General features: G+C 62.4%; 16 protein-coding genes. 10 read left to right on the plus strand and 6 right to left on the minus strand.

Features of this window, described 5'->3' with window-relative positions:
• Positions 1 to 7 precede the first annotated feature (7 nt).
• From ABD704_RS10405 to ABD704_RS10415, 3 genes are all read left to right on the plus strand, one after another.
• Entirely contained in the window at positions 8 to 2449 is a 2442-nt protein-coding gene (locus ABD704_RS10405) for a PAS domain-containing protein (RefSeq protein ID WP_344699610.1), read from the plus strand.
• 33 nt (positions 2450 to 2482) lie between these two features.
• Positions 2483 to 2782 carry an EF-hand domain-containing protein gene (locus ABD704_RS10410; protein WP_344699611.1) on the plus strand — a complete coding sequence of 100 codons (300 nt, stop codon included), beginning with the start codon at positions 2483 to 2485 and terminating at the stop codon, positions 2780 to 2782.
• Positions 2783 to 2984: 202 nt separating this feature from the next.
• Positions 2985 to 3263 (plus strand): PilZ domain-containing protein, encoded by a 279-nt coding sequence (locus tag ABD704_RS10415; RefSeq protein ID WP_344699612.1) that lies wholly within the window; start codon positions 2985 to 2987, stop codon positions 3261 to 3263.
• Here the strand turns inward: ABD704_RS10415 and ABD704_RS10420 are convergent.
• Positions 3260 to 5566 (minus strand): bifunctional salicylyl-CoA 5-hydroxylase/oxidoreductase, encoded by a 2307-nt coding sequence (locus tag ABD704_RS10420; RefSeq protein ID WP_344699613.1) that lies wholly within the window; start codon positions 5564 to 5566, stop codon positions 3260 to 3262. The two genes, ABD704_RS10415 and ABD704_RS10420, sit on opposite strands and share 4 nt — an antisense overlap.
• 186 nt (positions 5567 to 5752) lie before the next feature.
• Between ABD704_RS10420 and ABD704_RS10425 the strand changes: the two genes are divergently transcribed.
• The gene (locus ABD704_RS10425; protein WP_344699614.1) at positions 5753 to 6130 is read left to right on the plus strand and encodes a hypothetical protein; all 378 of its coding nucleotides are present in this window, start codon (positions 5753 to 5755) and stop codon (positions 6128 to 6130) included.
• Between the two features lie 147 nt (positions 6131 to 6277).
• On the opposite strand, the gene ABD704_RS10430 is transcribed toward ABD704_RS10425, so the two are convergent.
• From ABD704_RS10430 to ABD704_RS10445, 4 genes are all read right to left on the minus strand, one after another.
• A complete protein-coding gene (locus ABD704_RS10430; protein ID WP_344699615.1) occupies positions 6278 to 6961 on the minus strand; it encodes a DUF3313 family protein in 684 nt (227 codons plus the stop codon).
• Positions 6962 to 7105: 144 nt separating this feature from the next.
• Positions 7106 to 7849: a Crp/Fnr family transcriptional regulator gene (locus ABD704_RS10435; RefSeq protein ID WP_344699616.1), complete on the minus strand. Its 744-nt coding sequence runs from the start codon at positions 7847 to 7849 to the stop codon at positions 7106 to 7108.
• Positions 7850 to 8053: 204 nt separating this feature from the next.
• On the minus strand, positions 8054 to 8740 hold the full coding sequence (locus tag ABD704_RS10440; RefSeq protein ID WP_344699617.1) for a hypothetical protein: 687 nt from the start codon (positions 8738 to 8740) through the stop codon (positions 8054 to 8056).
• A 255-nt stretch (positions 8741 to 8995) separates the two neighbouring features.
• The gene (locus ABD704_RS10445) at positions 8996 to 9496 is read right to left on the minus strand and encodes a phosphatase PAP2 family protein (RefSeq protein ID WP_344699618.1); all 501 of its coding nucleotides are present in this window, start codon (positions 9494 to 9496) and stop codon (positions 8996 to 8998) included.
• Positions 9497 to 9790: 294 nt separating this feature from the next.
• On the opposite strand from ABD704_RS10445, the gene ABD704_RS10450 reads away from it, so the two are divergent.
• Both ABD704_RS10450 and ABD704_RS10455 read left to right on the plus strand, forming a co-directional pair.
• Entirely contained in the window at positions 9791 to 10603 is an 813-nt protein-coding gene (locus ABD704_RS10450; protein ID WP_344699619.1) for a helix-turn-helix transcriptional regulator, read from the plus strand.
• Positions 10604 to 10808: 205 nt separating this feature from the next.
• Positions 10809 to 11819: a medium chain dehydrogenase/reductase family protein gene (locus ABD704_RS10455; protein ID WP_344699620.1), complete on the plus strand. Its 1011-nt coding sequence runs from the start codon at positions 10809 to 10811 to the stop codon at positions 11817 to 11819.
• A 75-nt stretch (positions 11820 to 11894) separates the two neighbouring features.
• Here the strand turns inward: ABD704_RS10455 and ABD704_RS10460 are convergent, their stop codons facing one another.
• Positions 11895 to 12284 (minus strand): hypothetical protein, encoded by a 390-nt coding sequence (locus ABD704_RS10460; protein ID WP_344699621.1) that lies wholly within the window; start codon positions 12282 to 12284, stop codon positions 11895 to 11897.
• Positions 12285 to 12498: 214 nt separating this feature from the next.
• Here ABD704_RS10460 and ABD704_RS10465 point away from each other — a divergent pair, with 214 nt between their 5' ends.
• The 4 genes from ABD704_RS10465 to ABD704_RS10480 all read left to right on the plus strand — a co-directional run bounded on the left by ABD704_RS10465 (position 12499) and on the right by ABD704_RS10480 (position 16022).
• A complete protein-coding gene (locus ABD704_RS10465) occupies positions 12499 to 12972 on the plus strand; it encodes a methyltransferase family protein (RefSeq protein WP_344699622.1) in 474 nt (157 codons plus the stop codon).
• Between the two features lie 119 nt (positions 12973 to 13091).
• A complete protein-coding gene (locus ABD704_RS10470) occupies positions 13092 to 13592 on the plus strand; it encodes a c-type cytochrome (protein ID WP_344699623.1) in 501 nt (166 codons plus the stop codon).
• A 133-nt stretch (positions 13593 to 13725) separates the two neighbouring features.
• A complete protein-coding gene (locus ABD704_RS10475; RefSeq protein ID WP_344699624.1) occupies positions 13726 to 14121 on the plus strand; it encodes a hypothetical protein in 396 nt (131 codons plus the stop codon).
• Between the two features lie 221 nt (positions 14122 to 14342).
• Positions 14343 to 16022 (plus strand): MFS transporter, encoded by a 1680-nt coding sequence (locus ABD704_RS10480; protein ID WP_344699625.1) that lies wholly within the window; start codon positions 14343 to 14345, stop codon positions 16020 to 16022.
• The last annotated feature ends 23 nt before the right edge of the window (positions 16023 to 16045 follow it).

The following is a 16045-nucleotide window of genomic DNA, read 5'->3' on the forward strand; positions in this document are numbered from 1 at the left end:
TAAGCACATGGCGGAAAGCAGCGGAGGGTCGGGACGTGACAAGCGCAGCGCCGCGGCGCCGCCGCTGACGGAGCTGTTGCTCGACCAGCCGCTGGGTTCGGAGGGCGGCGACCCGTTGCCGATGCCGATCGAGCTTCCCGCCGCCATGTTCACCGGGCCGGGGCTGCTGACGCTTGCCGACCTCGTGCCGGTGATGACCGCCTACGTCGACCGCACGCTCCACTATCGCTTCATGAACAAGCCGCTTGCCGAATGGCTGGAGCGGCCGCGTAAGGACATGATCGGGCGGCACATGCGCGAGGTCATCGGCGACGAGGCCTTTGCCGAGCGTGAGCAATTGCTGGCCGCCGCGCTTGCCGGGGAGCGCAAGCTGTTCGCCGCCACCTGGGAGCATCCGACGCGCGGCGTGCTTGCGGCGCAAAGCGATTACGTGCCGTGGGTCAATCCGGCGACGGGCGAGGTCGACGGCGTCGTCATCGTCATTACCGACGTCACCGAGCAGCGTCTTGCCGAACGCTCGATCCGCGAAAGCGAGGAGCGCTTCCGGCGCATCGCCAACAGTGCGCCGGCGCTGATGTGGGTGACCCGGCTCGACCGCGTGCGCGACTTCGTCAATGAGGCCTATGCCGAGTTCGCGCTGGGGCCGGGGTTCGACCTGGAGGAGGCGCGGACGCTCGACTGGCGGGCGCAGATCCATCCCGACGACGTCGACCGCATCGTTGCCGAAAGTATTGCCGGCGAAGCGTCCAGGCAGCGCTTTACGCTCGAGGGGCGGTACATGCGGTACGACGGCGAATATCGCTGGCTGCGCACGGTCTCGCAGCCCCGCTTCGGCGCCGACGGGGAGATCGTCGGCTTCATCGGCGTCGGTACCGACATCACCCTCGCGAAGGAAGCGGAGCTGGAACTTCGCCGCCAGGTCGAGGAGCGCACCTCGCAGCTCGCGGCGAGCGAGGCGCAGTTCCGCGCCGTGTTCGAAGCGGCGCTGGAAGTCATGGTGCTGCTGAAGCCCGACGGCACGGTGCTCGCCGTCAACAACCGGCGCGAGGCGTGGCGCAACCCCGACCCGAGCAAGGCGCTCGGCGAGAAATTGTGGGATGCGCCGACGATGCGCGCCTACCCGCAGCACGCCGCGGTGATGAAGAAAGGCATCGCCACGGCCGCGCGCGGAGAGGTCTTCACGACCGAGGTCAACATGGAGCGGGAGGGCGTTCCGACGTCCTACCTCGACGTTTCCGTCCAGCCGGTGCGCGGGCCCGACGGGAAGGTCATCTATCTGCTGTTCGAAGCGCGCGACATCACTGAGCTCAAGGCCGCGCAGGAACAGCTGCGCCAGAGCCAGAAGATGGAGGCGCTGGGCCAGCTCACCGGCGGCATCGCCCACGACTTCAACAACCTACTGACGGTTGTGGTTGGGGGCCTCGATATCATCACCAAGCGCGCCGAGGACGAGAAGCTGAAGCGCTATGCGGAGAATGCGCTTGCGGCGGCGGAGCGCGGCGCGCGGCTGACGGGGCAGCTGCTGGCGTTCAGCCGTGTCCAGCGGCTGGAAGTCACGCCGACGTTCGTCGCGCCACTGATCCAGAACATGCGGCCGCTGCTTCGCAACGTGCTCGGCCCCGGAATCGAAAAGCGCTTCGACCTCGACGACGCGATGATCCCCGTGATGGCCGATCCGACGCAGCTCGAAGTTGCGGTGCTCAACCTCGCGATCAACGCCCGCGACGCGATGCCCGATGGCGGCATCCTCAACTTCGAAAGCCGCCCCGTCCACGTCACCGGCGATCCCGACCTGGAGGACGGCGACTATATCGAGCTGATCATCAGCGATACCGGCGTCGGCATGCCGGCCGACGTCGCCGAGCGCGCGTTCGAGCCTTTCTTCACCACCAAGGAAGTCGGCAAGGGCACGGGTCTCGGCCTGTCCATGGTCTACGGCATGGCGCGCCAGTCGGGCGGCGCCGCCCGCATCGAAAGCACGCCCGGCAAAGGCACCGCCGTCCGCCTCTACTTCCGCTGCGCCGACGGCCCGGGCGCAGAGGCCCCAGCAGTCGCCGTGGAAGCCGAGAGTCCCGCCGCAGGGCCACGTCCGCTGTCCATCCTCGTGATCGACGACGACCCCGACGTCCGCGAATTCATCGTCGCCAGCCTGGAAGAGCAGGGCTATTCGGTGCGCGACGCAGCCGATGGCGCCGAAGGCCTCAAGCAGCTCGCCCGCGCGCCTGCTGAGCTCGTCATCCTCGACTTCATCATGCCTGGCATGTCGGGTGCCGAAGTCGCCAAACTCATCCTCGCCGACCGCCCGGAACAGCCGATCTTGTTCGTCTCCGGCTATAGCGAGACCGACGCCGTCAAAAGCGTCGCCCCGCAGGCGCCGATCCTCGCCAAACCCTTCCGCGCCGAGACGCTCGAAAAAGCCGTCCGCGCCGCCATCGCCGCGAAGGCCTGAACCGACCGCCCGTTTCGCGCGTTGATGCGCGCGATGGTCCGGTTGCTCTTGCCTTTATGCCTTGCCGCGGCGGCGGCGCCCGTCATCGCGCAGCAATCGACTCCGGCCAGCGTCAGCGTCGCGCCGCATGCCCGCGACCTGTTCGAGCGCGATTGGGTGCTGATGAACTGGGCGCTGAAATTCCACGACAGCGACCACGATATCCTCATCAGCGAAAGCGAGGCCAAGTCCGCGGCCGACGACTTTCGCAAAATGGCCGACACCAATAACGACGGCCGCGTCACGCCCGAAGAATATCGCGCCGCCCGCGCCTTCATCCTCGCGCGCTACTGAGCGCCCAGACTCGCGCCTTTCTAGCGTAAAGGTCTCCGAAACCATCTTGCTTTAGACGGCGCTTAACAGAACGGGCGCATTCTCTGCCCCAGTGGGACCCGTGTGGGCGGAGTGGACGCCGCCTTCATCATCATGAGGATCTCGCGTTCGTTCGTGCCCCGGCACCGGCGACTGCGAATCCAGTTCCGAGGATGGGCAATAGATGAAATACGAAGGCAGGCTTGAAGGGCGCGAGCTGCAACCGCGGGCAACGCGCATCGCCGTGCAATATGACGCGATGGTGCGCATCGCGACGGGCGCCATCGAAGCGCAGATCCTGAACGTTTCGAGCCGCGGCTTCAGCTTTCACAGCGAGGCGGCGTTCGAGCCGGGCACTGAAGTCACCATCCATGTCGACAAGCTCGACCCGGTTAAGGGCCTCATCCGCTGGAGCTGCGGCGACGAAGCCGGCGGCGTGTTCCTGGAGGCGATTGCTCTCTAGACTTTAAGCGCTGCTGCCGCTGCTTCCGCGTCCCGTTTCAGGTTGCGGACGAGTTGGCTCATGCCGTTGAGATATTGCGGCGGGATGTGGATGTCGCGGTAGTCGAGCTGCGCTGCGGCGCGCAGCGTCCAGAAGGGATCGATCAGGTGCGGGCGGGCCAGCGCGACCAGGTCGGCGCGGCCGGCGGCGAGGATCGAGTTGGCGTGGTCGGGCTCGTAGATGTTGCCGACGGCCATGGTCGCGAGGCGGCCCTCGTTGCGGATCTTGTCGCTGAACGGCGTCTGGAACATGCGGCCGTAGGTCGGTTGCGCGTCGGCCCAGGTCTGGCCCGCGGAAACGTCGATCAAGTCAGCGCCCTCGCGCGCAAACGCCTCGCCGATCTGCACGGCATCGTCCGGCGTGATGCCGTTTTCGCCAGCCCAATCAGTGGCGGAAATGCGCACCGACATCGGCCTGTCGCCGGGCCAAGCGGCGCGCATCGCGGCGAAGACCTCGAGCGGGTAGCGAAGTCGATTATCAAGTGGGCCGCCATATTCATCGGTGCGTTTGTTCTGCAGCGGCGTGAGGAAGCTCGACAGCAGATAGCCGTGCGCGGCGTGCAGCTCGACCATGTCGAAGCCTGCTTCGAGGCCCATTTGTACCGCCGCAACAAACTGATCGCGCACCGTGTCCATGTCGGCTCGGGTCATTGGAGTCGGCTTCTGGTTGACGGGAGACCAGGCAATGTCGCTCGCGGACATGACCGGCCAGTTGCCGTCGGCGAGCGGGACGTCGTTTCCTTCCCATCCGACGCGCGTCGAGCCCTTGGCGCCGGAATGGCCGAGCTGGAGGCAGATTTTCGCCTTCGAATTCGCATGCACGAAATCGACGATGCGCTTCCACGCGGCGACATGGTCGCCGTTCCACATACCGGTGCAGCCGGGGCTGATCCGGCCTTCGGGCGAGACGCAGGTCATCTCGGTGAAGACAAGGCCGGCGCCGCCCATCGCGCGTTCCCCATAATGGACGAAATGAAAGTCGTTGGGCGTTCCGTCGGCCGCGGAATACATCGCCATCGGCGACACCGTGATGCGGTTTTCAAGCGTCATCTCGCGCAGCTTCAACGGCGCGAACATTGGCGGCGCAGTCTTGTTCGTGGCGCCGTCGGTGGCGCGTTTCCAGAACCAGCGTTCGACGCCTTCGAGCCACTCGCGGTCGCGGACGCGTAAATTCTCATGGCTGATGCGCTGGCTGCGCGTGAGCAGGGAATAGGCGAATTGCAGCGGCTCGAAATGCAGATAGCGGTGCAACGTCTCGAACCATTCGGTCGAGTTGCGCGCGCTGTTCTGGAGCTTGAGAACTTCGAGATTCCGCTCGGCGACATATTCGTCCATAGCGGCTTCAAGACTGAGGCCTTTGCGGTTGAGCACGTCGGCCAGCTTGATCGCGTCTTCGAGCGCGAGCTTGGTGCCGGAGCCGATCGAGAAATGCGCGGTGTGCGCGGCATCGCCGAGCAGGATGACATTGCCGCTCGACCAGCGTTCGCACTTGATACGGCGGAAATTGAGCCAGGCCGCGGAGCCGCGCAGATGCGCGGCGTTGGACATCAAGCTGTGGCCGTCGAGATATCTGGCAAACAATCTTTCGCAGACGGCGATCGTTTCCGCCTGGTCCATTTGGTCGAAGCCGAAGTTCGCCCACGTCGCCTCGTCGCATTCGACGATGAAGGTCGAGCAGTCGGGCGCGAAGCGGTAGGCGTGCGCCCAGATCCAGCCGTGCTCGGTTTCCTCGAAGGCGAAGGTGAAAGCGTCGAAGACCTTCGACGTGCCGAGCCAGACGAACTTGTTGCGGCGCACGTCGATATCGACGCCGAAGGCGTCGGGCATCGCGTCGCGGAAACGCGAGTTGGCGCCGTCGGACGCAATGACGAGATCGTAGTCGCGCCACTTCGCATCGCCCGGATCGCACTCGGCATTAAAATGCAGGACGACGCCGAGCTCCTTCGCCCGGTCCTGCAGGATTTCGAGCAAGCGCTTGCGGCCGATGCCGATGAAGCCGTGTCCCGACGACGTGATCGTTTGCCCATGGATGTGCACGTCGATGTCGTCCCAATGCGCGAATTCATCGGCGATGATCTTCGCGGATGCGGGGTCGTTGGCGTTGAGATTCTCCACCGTCTGGTCGGAGAAGACGACGCCCCAACCAAAGGTGACGCCGGGTGCGTTGCGTTCGAAGATTTCGATTTCGTGCGCCGGGTCGCGCAGCTTCATCGAGACGGCGAAATAGAGCCCGGCTGGACCGGCGCCGACGCAGGCGATCTTCATCGGCCGCCGCCTCGAATGTTCCCAACGTTCAGGGTGACGAGCAACTTTCCGGCACCCTGGGTGCGCTGTCGAACGGGGGCGTCGATGTCGCTCAGCTCAAGACGGCAGGCCCGCATTCCCGCATCATGGCACAGCAGTGCGACTGTAGGACAGATGGAATGTCGGCTTTGGTGGAAAGCTGCCTTGATGCGTGAGGAAATCATCCGAGCGACCTCGTCATCGCTCTCGGACGATGAAGTCGCACAATTGCGACACCAAACAGCTGGCATGATCCGGCCTGAGATTGAGCAGGCAGTCCGCACCTATAAAGAGACCGGCGCCCTTCCGGAACGCGATGAGTTCGGTTGGTGCCGCAATCCTGAAACTGGCGAATATTCCGAACGGCTGCTCAATCCATTCGAACTCAAGCGCCTCCTGAAAGAGGCCGGCTTCAAAGTGCAGTTGCGGCACGTTTTCCGAAAGATGCCACTTCGATTATTCAACGGCATCGAGTTTCGGCCATTGAACATGAGACTCTTTGCGCTGCGGCCCCTGTTCGCCCTGGTAGCTACGAAGCCAATCTAGAGGCTCATGAGGAGCATGTATCGCGCGTCGTCGCTCAGGAGGAAGTGCGCAGGTGCGCACGGAAAGAAGCTAAGCTCGCGGCGTCACGCCCATTTGATTTGGGACTCTGCATAGAACAGCTCCCCGCCTTCTCATTGACCCCAAACCCTACTTCTTCTGAATACCGTTCGTATCGACCGGAGAAAGCGACTTGAGCTTGGTCAGGCCGGCCACGCTGAGCTGGGCCCACGCCTTGAATACATCGTCGAAGTCGCTCCAGTTGCTCGCCGAAGTCCGGATCGAGCCCCCATAGTCGCCTGCGATCTGCGGATCGATTGCCTGTCCGAGCAGCTGGTTCGACACCGAATCCCGGAGCTCGACGACAAACGTCGCCTGCCCGGCGCTCGCGGCGACCGTGGTGCCAGCGGACGAACCGGTGTCCGGTGCGGTCACGCTGACGTTGAGGACCGCGGTCGACACGCGAAGCACGTTGGGTCCGGGGACGCTGGCGATGGGATATCCAGCCTTGGTGAACGCGGCCGCGAAATAGTTGTCGAACTGCTTGGTGGCCTGCGTGATCGCGGTTCGCAGCTCGCCCGGGTCAATGCGGTCGGACAGGCCGATGGCCTGGTCGTTGTAGTTCTGCAGCCAGTCCTTTTGGAAGGCGATCTGGACAGGGTCGTACATGATCTGGGTGTAGGATCGGAAGTCGGCGTTCGGTAACAGATAGACGACGTCCATCTTCTTGGACTTCACCAGAACCAGGCCTTGCCAGGTCGGGGGCGGCGCGGCCGCGGCGGGGCAGGACGTTGCGATGAGTGTGGCAGCAAGCAGCGATCTGGCAACGTGCATGCTTGTTTCCTCCGGCGTGGATTTCCCTTGTGCGCGGAATACCGCCTGCCGTCGAAATACGAGATCGGGGTAATGCCGGATGGGGCCCGCTCGAATGCCTCGGATGCAACGGGAACTTGTACCTAGCTTCTTAAGCCGTGCAGCTCAGTTCCGTGCGTCCATGCGCAGGTGCAGATAGCGCGGTTGGAAGTCAGCCAGCACGGCCATCTTGTGCCAGTCGTTGATCGTGATCCGCCGTCTGGTTCGCGAAATATAGCCGAGCTCCTCGAGCTTCATCAGCGTGCGGTTCACGTGGACCGACGTCAGCGCGACGGCGTCCGCGAGCTGCTCCTGCGTGATCGGCAGCTCATATTCCGTCTGTTTGCCAAGCTCCGACGCTTCCATGCGCATGGCGAATTCGCACAATAGATGGCCGACGCGGACGATGGCGTTGCGGCGGCCGATGTTGAGGATCCATTCGCGGAAGATCGAGCCTTCGACCAGGGTTTCGTACCACATCCCCATTCCGACGGCCGGACGGCTGAACGCAATGTCCCGCACCGCTTCGACCGGGATCAGCGCAATGTGGCCGGCGCTCAGCATCTGCACGTTGTGATCGGCTACTCCGAGCAGCGAGTTCTGGAGGTCGACGATGTCGCCCTTCATGTGGATCGACATGATCTGCCGGCCGCCGTTGCCGGCAACCTTGTAGCGATAGGCAAACCCCGAAAGGATGAGGCACGCATTCTGCGGCCGGTCTCCGTCCCACACGACATGCTCGCCGGCTTTGAGTTGTCGGCGCGTGAACGGCAGCGCCCGGACGGCATTGCAGTCGTCGTCGCTCAGCGGATTCCACTGGTCGAGCTTGCGGACGAGTAAGTTCAGAGGGTGGGTTCTGCTGTCTGACATCGTGCGTTCGCTAGGCGGGAGCGCTTACGCTTGTCTCTCAGCCACCAGTTAGCCGCATTAGACGCCTGGTGATGGTTCCTCTTTATACCTGTTTAGACGGCAAGGCTAATCTGCGTTGCGAGTGTGTCGGGACGTGGAATTCAGACTTGGCCTATCGCTGAGCACGCGCTTCGGCGGCATGGAAAGCGGACAAAGCGCGCCAGTTTACGACCAGTGGATATTGTCGGCGCGCTTTTGGTTCTTGGTTGCCGATCGTGCGCTTGACCGCGCCTTCGCGTCCGAGGTCCTTGCCCCAGAAAAGGCGAGCAAATCTGACACCCAGGGCCCGACCGTCAGCGCGTCGACCCACAGGAGCTGCGGGTCCTCGGTGCTGATAGTCATGTCGAGAACGAGCTGCCGATCGACGAGAACCTTGTAGGTGCCGACGTCCCCTTCGATCTCTTCCGGTAGGGCGGAGGGCTGCAATAAAGCGTCGATGCGCCAGTGATGGCCATCGAAGCTCCACGACGCCCAGGGTTTCGCGGGATGATCAAGTCCTTCGATGTCGGTCACCCCATTCGGAGGCGTCCATTTCTCGCCGCGGGCGTCCGACTTCCCGGCCCAAAGCTGCGCCATTCGCAGCAATTCAGGGACGGCGGCGTTGAGGCGGGCGTCCGTCACCCACAGAGCCGCCTTCACCGCCTTCGCGAGCGCCAGCCTGTTTCGCTCCACTTCAACGTCACTGGCCCGATCCCGCGCGCCGTCGAGCCGCGTGCCGACGTCCTTGGCGCGCTCGGCTTCGCTCTCCTGGGCCGACAAGGGTTTGGGGCGGTCCGGCGCGGAGCGAAACCACTTCATGACGAGCCAGGTGAGAAGCGCCGTAACTGCTACGAGTAATACTGACTGGGTCATGGCAGCGGACCTCCTCCGCAAGAGCGTGGCACGACGTCATACAAGAAGCGTGCAACCTCAAGCGGGAGCACTGGAATGTCTCTCTGTCACGGGATGCTTGAGGAAGATCAGGTGATATGAGTACATTACCACGTCCTTGTCGCTCAGGCTATCTCGCTTCGGGTCGAAGGCAGGAGCGGCGCTGATTGCATGATTGGGTGGAAAGCCGACAATCTGTGTCTTGCCGAACCGCGCTACGCCACGATTTGAACGTTGCTAGAAGACAATCGAAAAGCCGGCGCCGAGGGGTGCATTGTGTGCGTGGCGGCGCTTGTGCGCCAGCAGTAGCCCTGCCGCCTCGCCGATTGCGGCGCCAATCACAACGTCGTGCAGATGGTGCTTATTGGCCTCCACTCGAGCGAGGCCGACGAAGGCGGCGGCGAGGTGGGCGGGAAGGCCCAGCTTCCATCCATAGCGCTGCTCGATGCCTGCTGCTGCGGCGAAGCTGATCGACGTGTGGCCGGAAGGAAAGCTATGGTCATCACTCCCGTCCGGCCGCTGCTCGTGAGATACAAGCTTCAGTCCTTCGGTGATCACGGCAGTCGCGCCCAGGGCCAAGGTGTCCTGCTTGAGTCCCGACCAGTCGCCCTTGGCTGCGGGAAGGCCAAGCGAGAAGGAGACGATGCCCGTGCGCGCAATGGAGCTCGCCCGATCCCAGCTGGCAGGCGAGGCGTTCGCCGGCGCCGTCATCGCGAGCGACATGGTGCCGGCGGCCACGTACCAGCGCCTTGCGCGGTCCTTGATCAACTAGAGCCCGGCGTCGTTTCGGCTGCCAATAACCTCGCAGGCAAAAAGAAAGCCGCCCAGCCGGGCAACAGCAAGTTCCTCATCGACCCGTTGTGACCCGGAACCGCCAATGTTCGCAACAGGGACGAAGGCGCCATGACTGTGTCCGCGCGAGCGCAGCTGTGCATAAAGGGAGACGCTAAGGCCCAGTTGGGCCCGACTCCAAGAAAATAGGGGTAGCGATTCCAGTGTTGGAGGAAGAAGCAAACCCGCATGGCTTCCGTCATGAGCGCTGAAGAAGAGTTCCGGGCCAAGCGGCCCGTCGATCTATCGCGGCTTAGCGAGTCCGAGCGTGGCGTGCTTCGGTTGCTCGCTGAAGGCCACACCGCAAAGAGCATTGCGCATGCGATCGAGACCACGCCCGCCGCCGTCAACGAGCGCTTGCGCGAAGCCCGGCGAAAAACCGGGGTGGGCAGCAGCCGGGAACTCGCACGGCTGCTCAAGGCACAGGAAATTCGTCACGAGCAAATCGGGGTGGGCAGGGGTCCATCCCGCAGGGCACCGTTTCCGGATCGGGACGTCCAACCATGGCGTCCGCAGACGGGAGTACTTGCCATGCTTGGAATATTTGTTGTTGCGGCCGCCGGAGCAGTCACGCTCATGACCCAGACTTCGCCGGTCACGACGAATGTTGATGATCCGTTGATCGGCACACCCCTGGTGAATGGTCCGGATCTGGCGACGTTGCACGAGCGCGTCCGCTCCGAAGCGCGCGATCAGACCTGGGCGGGACCGTTGGAGTCCGCAATCCGCGCAAGGGTCATGCAAATCCCGCTGGTCGGTAAGGATGGCAACGTGCTTCGCGTGACTTGCGGAAGCTCTCTCTGTGAAATCGCCGGCACGCTTATCGGCCCAAAAGACAAGGCGGAGCTCGACGATCAGAATTCTCAGATCAATCGGACCGTAAAGGACTTGCAGGTCCCGCCGCTCCCCGACGATTTGGCCAAACTCGGGCTGAAGATGGAAGCGGCAACCTTCACGTCGGGGAAGGGCAAACCCGACAAGCTTGCCTTCCTGCTCTATTATTCGCGCAAGTAGGAGCGCGCGCCGGCGTCACTGTTCCTGACGCCGCAAGCTTGCGCGATCGCTGACCCCGGCTCCGCGCAAATGCGGCGGAACTGCGCTAGTGGCAGCTTTGGGTGGAAAGCTGCCACTAGCCGAGGTCCGCCTTTACGTAAGACTACGCATTTGCGGATGCAGGAGCGCTGATTAGCCGCACTCTTGTACCAAGAGGTTCGAACACATGTCGGCAGTCAACCATGCCGTGCAGCTTTTCGAATATGGCGGACCGGAATGCCTCCGCGTCGTAGACCTTCCAATCCCGACTCCAGGTCCCGGCGAGGTGCGGGTCCGAGTGCTCGCTTCTTCGGTGAATTATACTGAGACCCTCATCAGGCAGCACCTCTATCCGCAAACCGCAGCTTACAAGCTACCGTTCGTCATGGGCTACGACGTCGTCGGTGAGATTGACGAGGTCCATCCCGACGTCGTCCAGTTCAAAGTCGGTGACCGCGTTGCCGACATGACGGTCGTCGGCTCAGACGCGACCTATCGCCTGCTCAAGGCGAAGGACCTCACAATCGTCCCACAGGGGATCGATCCAGCCGAAGCAGCGACACTGATCTTAAGCTGGACTACGGCGTATCAAATGCTGCACCGCTCGGCGAAGGTGAAGCCGGGTCAGCGCATTCTCGTCCACGGTGCCGGCGGGGCGGTTGGCCAGGCGCTGCTCTCGCTCGCTCGGATCGCCGGCATTGAGACCTGGGGAGCTGCGAACAGCAAGCACTCGGGGCTGATCCGGGAACTCGGAGCGACGCCGATCGACTACGAGCACGAAGACTTCGCGAAGGTCCTGCCGGACGGGTTCGACGTCGTGTTCGACGGCATCGGTGAGGATGGATACCGGCGTTCATTCCAGTCGCTCAGGCGCGGCGGCCTCCTTGTCGCAATCGGCTTTTCCGCGAGCGTCCAGGCAAAGCTGCGCATGCTTGCGATTCTTGCGATGATTGCGCGGATGTATCTGTGGGGTTGGCTGCCCGGCGGGAAGCGGACCCGCTTCTACTCGATCAACGTCATGCGGGCGCGGCATTCCGACTGGTTCAAGAGCGACCTCGCCTGCCTTTTCCAATTACTGAGTCAGCGCCGCATCAAACCCAAGGTCGCCGAGCGAATATCGTTCGCGGATGTGCCGAATGCCCACCGCCGACTGGAAAGCGGTGGCCTTGAAGGCAAGCTCGTATTGTGCCCGGCTTAACAGTTCCAATGGCAGCTTTGGGTCGAAAGCTGCCGCTAGCGGACGGTCCGCTGGCGGCCACGAATGCTCTCCGCGCTATTCTCGCCAGTTGTTGCGAACCGTCTCGATCAGCGTTTGCTTCTCCTGCTGGAACCGCGCATCGCTGTCCTCCGCCCTCAAGCAAGCAAGTGCTAAGGCATTCATCTTATCGGCATCGTTGGCGTAAGCTTTTGTGAGTGCTGCACCCTCGGCAGCAGCCGCCTTCAAGGACGCACCGGAAGCCTTGATCTTTTGTGCCTCGAAGAGTGACCGCGCACGGACCTCCGCAAGGGAGTCGGCATGCTTGGGGTTCTTACTAAGCCAATAGGCCTCGAAGTTCATTGCCGCGATACAGTGCGCGGGATTGCTGCTGTCAGGACTTGCAGCCCTGGCATTGTTGCAGCCAGCCGCAGTGACCAAAACGGCGATGACTATCGGATTACGCATTACATCTCCTTCTCAGGAGCTTTCTGGCCGAGATGCCTTAATGTCCGATTTCCACCCATTCCTGTCATAAGCGAACCCCGGCCGTTCGCCTGCGGCCCGCGCTCATAAATCTGGCTAGGGCCGACCGGGGCTCGTTTAATTGGCGCGGCCAGTACAGGACTCCTAGCTGCATTGTCCCGACAGTCGCGTTCCACCTTCACCGAAAGGACACTGAGTGACGAACGCAACGGATGGAGCGAACGTGCGCTTCCCGCCCCCGCTCATTTATGTGGGTGGCTTGGCCGTCGGCATCGGCGCCGATCGCCTCCTGAATTTACCGACCTTGGGATTGCCGATCATGATCCGCAGCATTGTCGGCGGCTCGCTGGACGTGACGGGCTTCCTCGTCATGTTCGCGGGTGCGGGACTATTTCTGCGCCGGCGCACCGCAATTCTGCCGTTCAAACCGGCCAGTTCCCTCGTGACCTCCGGCATCCTCCGCTGGACCCGCAATCCGATGTATCTTGGGATGGCGATTTTCTACGTTGGGCTCGCAGTCATTCTGAACAGCTTGGCGGCGCTCATATTGCTTCCGCTGGTTCTCGCGATCGTCCAGAAGCAGGTCATTGCAAAGGAAGAGGCGTATCTCGAGCGGGCGTTCGGCCACGAGTATCTCGCCTACAAAGAACGCGTTGGACGCTGGCTTTAGCCGTTTCGCGAATGTCGGCTTTCCACCCAAACCTGCCGCAGCAGCTTCGACCCAAAGCAGACATTCTGCCTCGAACATTGTAAATGAAGACACCCCGACCTTCCTGAGGAGGGTTCGACATGAAACTCGCGCCTTGGACTGCGCTGGCTCTTACTGTTGCCGCGACGGGTGCCGCGTGGTGCCAGTCGATGGGTGGGATGATGGGGCAGCCTGGCATGATGGGCCATGGCATGATGACCGGCTCCAAGATGCGGCATCATCAGGCAATGATGAATGGCATCCCCGAGCCATACCGTTCGGCCCGAAACCCGCTCCCGAACTCGCCAGCGACCCTTCAACGCGGCGCTCAGGTGTATGCGCAGAACTGCGCCGCTTGCCATGGACCTAAGGGTTACGGGGATGGTCCTGCGGGGCAGCAACTCTCGCCACGACCAGCCGACCTAGCGTGGCTTGCCCACTCTCACATGGTAGGCGACCAATATATCGATTGGACCATCTCGGAGGGCGGTAAGCCAGTCGGCTCCGCCATGCCCGCTTTCAAGGGCATCCTATCACAGCGGGATATTTGGGCCGTCACGTCCTATGTGCGCCAAGGATTGAGTAGCCGCCCTCACGACTGAGCTGCCATTAGCTCGCTTAGCCAACACAATGGTGCTCATGCTGCTCCTCATGCAAGTCGCGACTGCCAGCGCGAGCCTCAGCTGCCTTCCGTTTAACGGGGGTCCAGCCGCCGGCATGTGTCCGGGGCCCGTCGTGGCAAAATATGGAGACTTCGAGGTTATCGAGCTGCTGCCTGCTAATGGAACGGGTGCTCCAATCTCACCGCAGGTTTCTACGACCGTATATGCCCTTTTGAGGAACCAGCGGATGGGTCTGCCCATCGACCGGAAGTTGCTCGCGAGCCGCGCCACTGGAGAGTTCTGCGAAAAGTTCTCGAACGGCTGCTTGTCGCGCAAGCCTCTGCAACGTTGGCCGCTGGGGAAAGAGTTCGTTCCGAACCGTCCTTATGGCCTCGCGGATGGGCGAGTTCGGATTGAGTGGATGTGGAACGGCAAGCTTGAGTTCTTGTCTCTCATCACATTCAAGGAAGGCAAGGTGGCGGACTTGTTCACCGCTCCAGCTGAGATGCCAATCGAAACCAATCGCTAGAATCAGCTCTGGGTCGAAAGCTGCCGCGGCCGGAATGGGAGTTCCAATCGAAGCTGCCGGGTGAGCGGCGCGAAGGCGCAATTTGCGAGTGGGCATCCATTACCGTCAGCCAAGCCGGTATGACCTAAGTACCGATTGGCACCGCGCGATTATCAGTGATAATGCGCCGGCGCCGAATGGCCTGTCACGCGTAGCTTGCGCCCCGTGAACAGGCATTTCCGATGACCCTGGCCTACCAGTTCAAGCCGCATGAGCGACCGGTGATACCCGGCTCGCCCTTCAATCCCGATCATCCGACCGAACGCATGTTCGCCTATGGCTTCATCGGTGTCCTTGCCGGGCTCACCGGCGGCCTTGGCAATGCTCTGGTGACATCGAACCTGATCTATTTCCAAGGCACCTTGGGCCTGACCGCGGAGCAAGTTCAGTGGAGCCCGGCTGCTTACGCGACGACTTACATTTGCGCCAACCTGGTGCTCGTGAAATTCCGCCAACAGTTCGGCCTTCAGTTGTTCCTGCGGTTAATGCTGGTCGGGTACATCGTGCTGACAGCCGCACACCTCGTCATCCAAGATTTCTGGTCTGCCATCGTCGTTCGCGCGATGAGTGGGATTGCGGCGGCAGGCCTGTCGACCTTGGGCGTCCTTACGTGGTTCCAGGCGATGCCCGCGCCGAAGAGGCTCTACGGGCTCATGATCGGCGTCAGCGTCCCGCAACTCGCGACGCCGCTGGCACGCGTCTTGGCACCCTCCTTGCTGGAATGGGGCGACTGGCGCGTCGCCTATGTGTTCGAGCTCGGGCTGGCGCTGCTTACGCTGGCGGCAGTCCTGATCCTGCCGCTTCCGCCGAGCGAGCGCAGCAAGGTTTTCGAACGGACCGACTTCGTGACCATCGCGCTGCTGCTGCCAGGGGTCGGGCTGCTGTGCAGCGTACTCGCCCTTGGCAGGACTGTCTGGTGGTTGGAGCGGGAATGGATCGGCTGGGCGATGATTGGCGCAATTCTGCTCATCTCCTCGGCATTCTGGATCGAGCACCGCCGGTCGAACCCACTATTGATGACCCGCTTCATCGGCCAGTGGCCAATTGTTCGCGTCGCGCTGGTCGCGTTCTGCATCCGGGTCGTACTGGCAGAGCAGACATTCGGCGCGGTGGGGTTACTGTCGTCCCTGGGCTACGGAACGGAACAGATCCGGACACTATTCATCATCGTCACTTTGGCATCGATCGCGGGGCTGCTGGTGACTCTGGCGGCAATGCGCCCCCAATCGCCGGCGCGGCCAATTCAGCTCGCATGCCTTTTGATCGCGGTCGCGGCCTGGCTAGACTCGGGGGCCACCAGCCTAACCCACCCGGCCGACCTTTATCTCAGTCAAGCGCTCGTCGGCTTTGCGGGCCTGATGTTCATTGGACCGGCGTTCGTGATCGGGATGTCCCGAGCGCTGCTCGGTGGACCGCAATATTTCATCAGCCTGCTGGTCGTATTCTTGGCCTCTCAGAACCTCGGCGGGCTGGTCGGAACCGCATTATTCGGAACGGTCGAGACGGCGCGTGAGAAGTTCCACTCCAACATCCTCACACAGCAAATCCGCCTCGATAATCCGATCGACGCAAATCGGCTCGCAGCGAGCGCCCAGCAGGTCGCTGGAGTAATCACCGATCCTGCCCTCCGCAGTGCGGAGGGATCGGTGCTAGTAGGGCAGAAGGTGACCCGCGAAGCCAACGTCCTCGCTTACAACGACGTCTTCCTGATCATCGCCGTCCTCGCCTTTGTCTTGTTCCTGTGGGGGATCGTGATCGAGATCAACATGCGCAAGCGCGGGGAAATCTCACCGATCGTCCGCTTAGCGCAGGCAATGGCCGCGAAAATCACTTCAGCGCAGAACGGAGGACCGCGTTCGTGAACGAAATCAGCGTCGTTGAATCG

It is taken from the genome of Sphingomonas limnosediminicola (genome assembly GCF_039537965.1).
In the GTDB taxonomy this organism is placed as follows: Bacteria; Pseudomonadota; Alphaproteobacteria; order Sphingomonadales; family Sphingomonadaceae; genus Sphingomicrobium; species Sphingomicrobium limnosediminicola.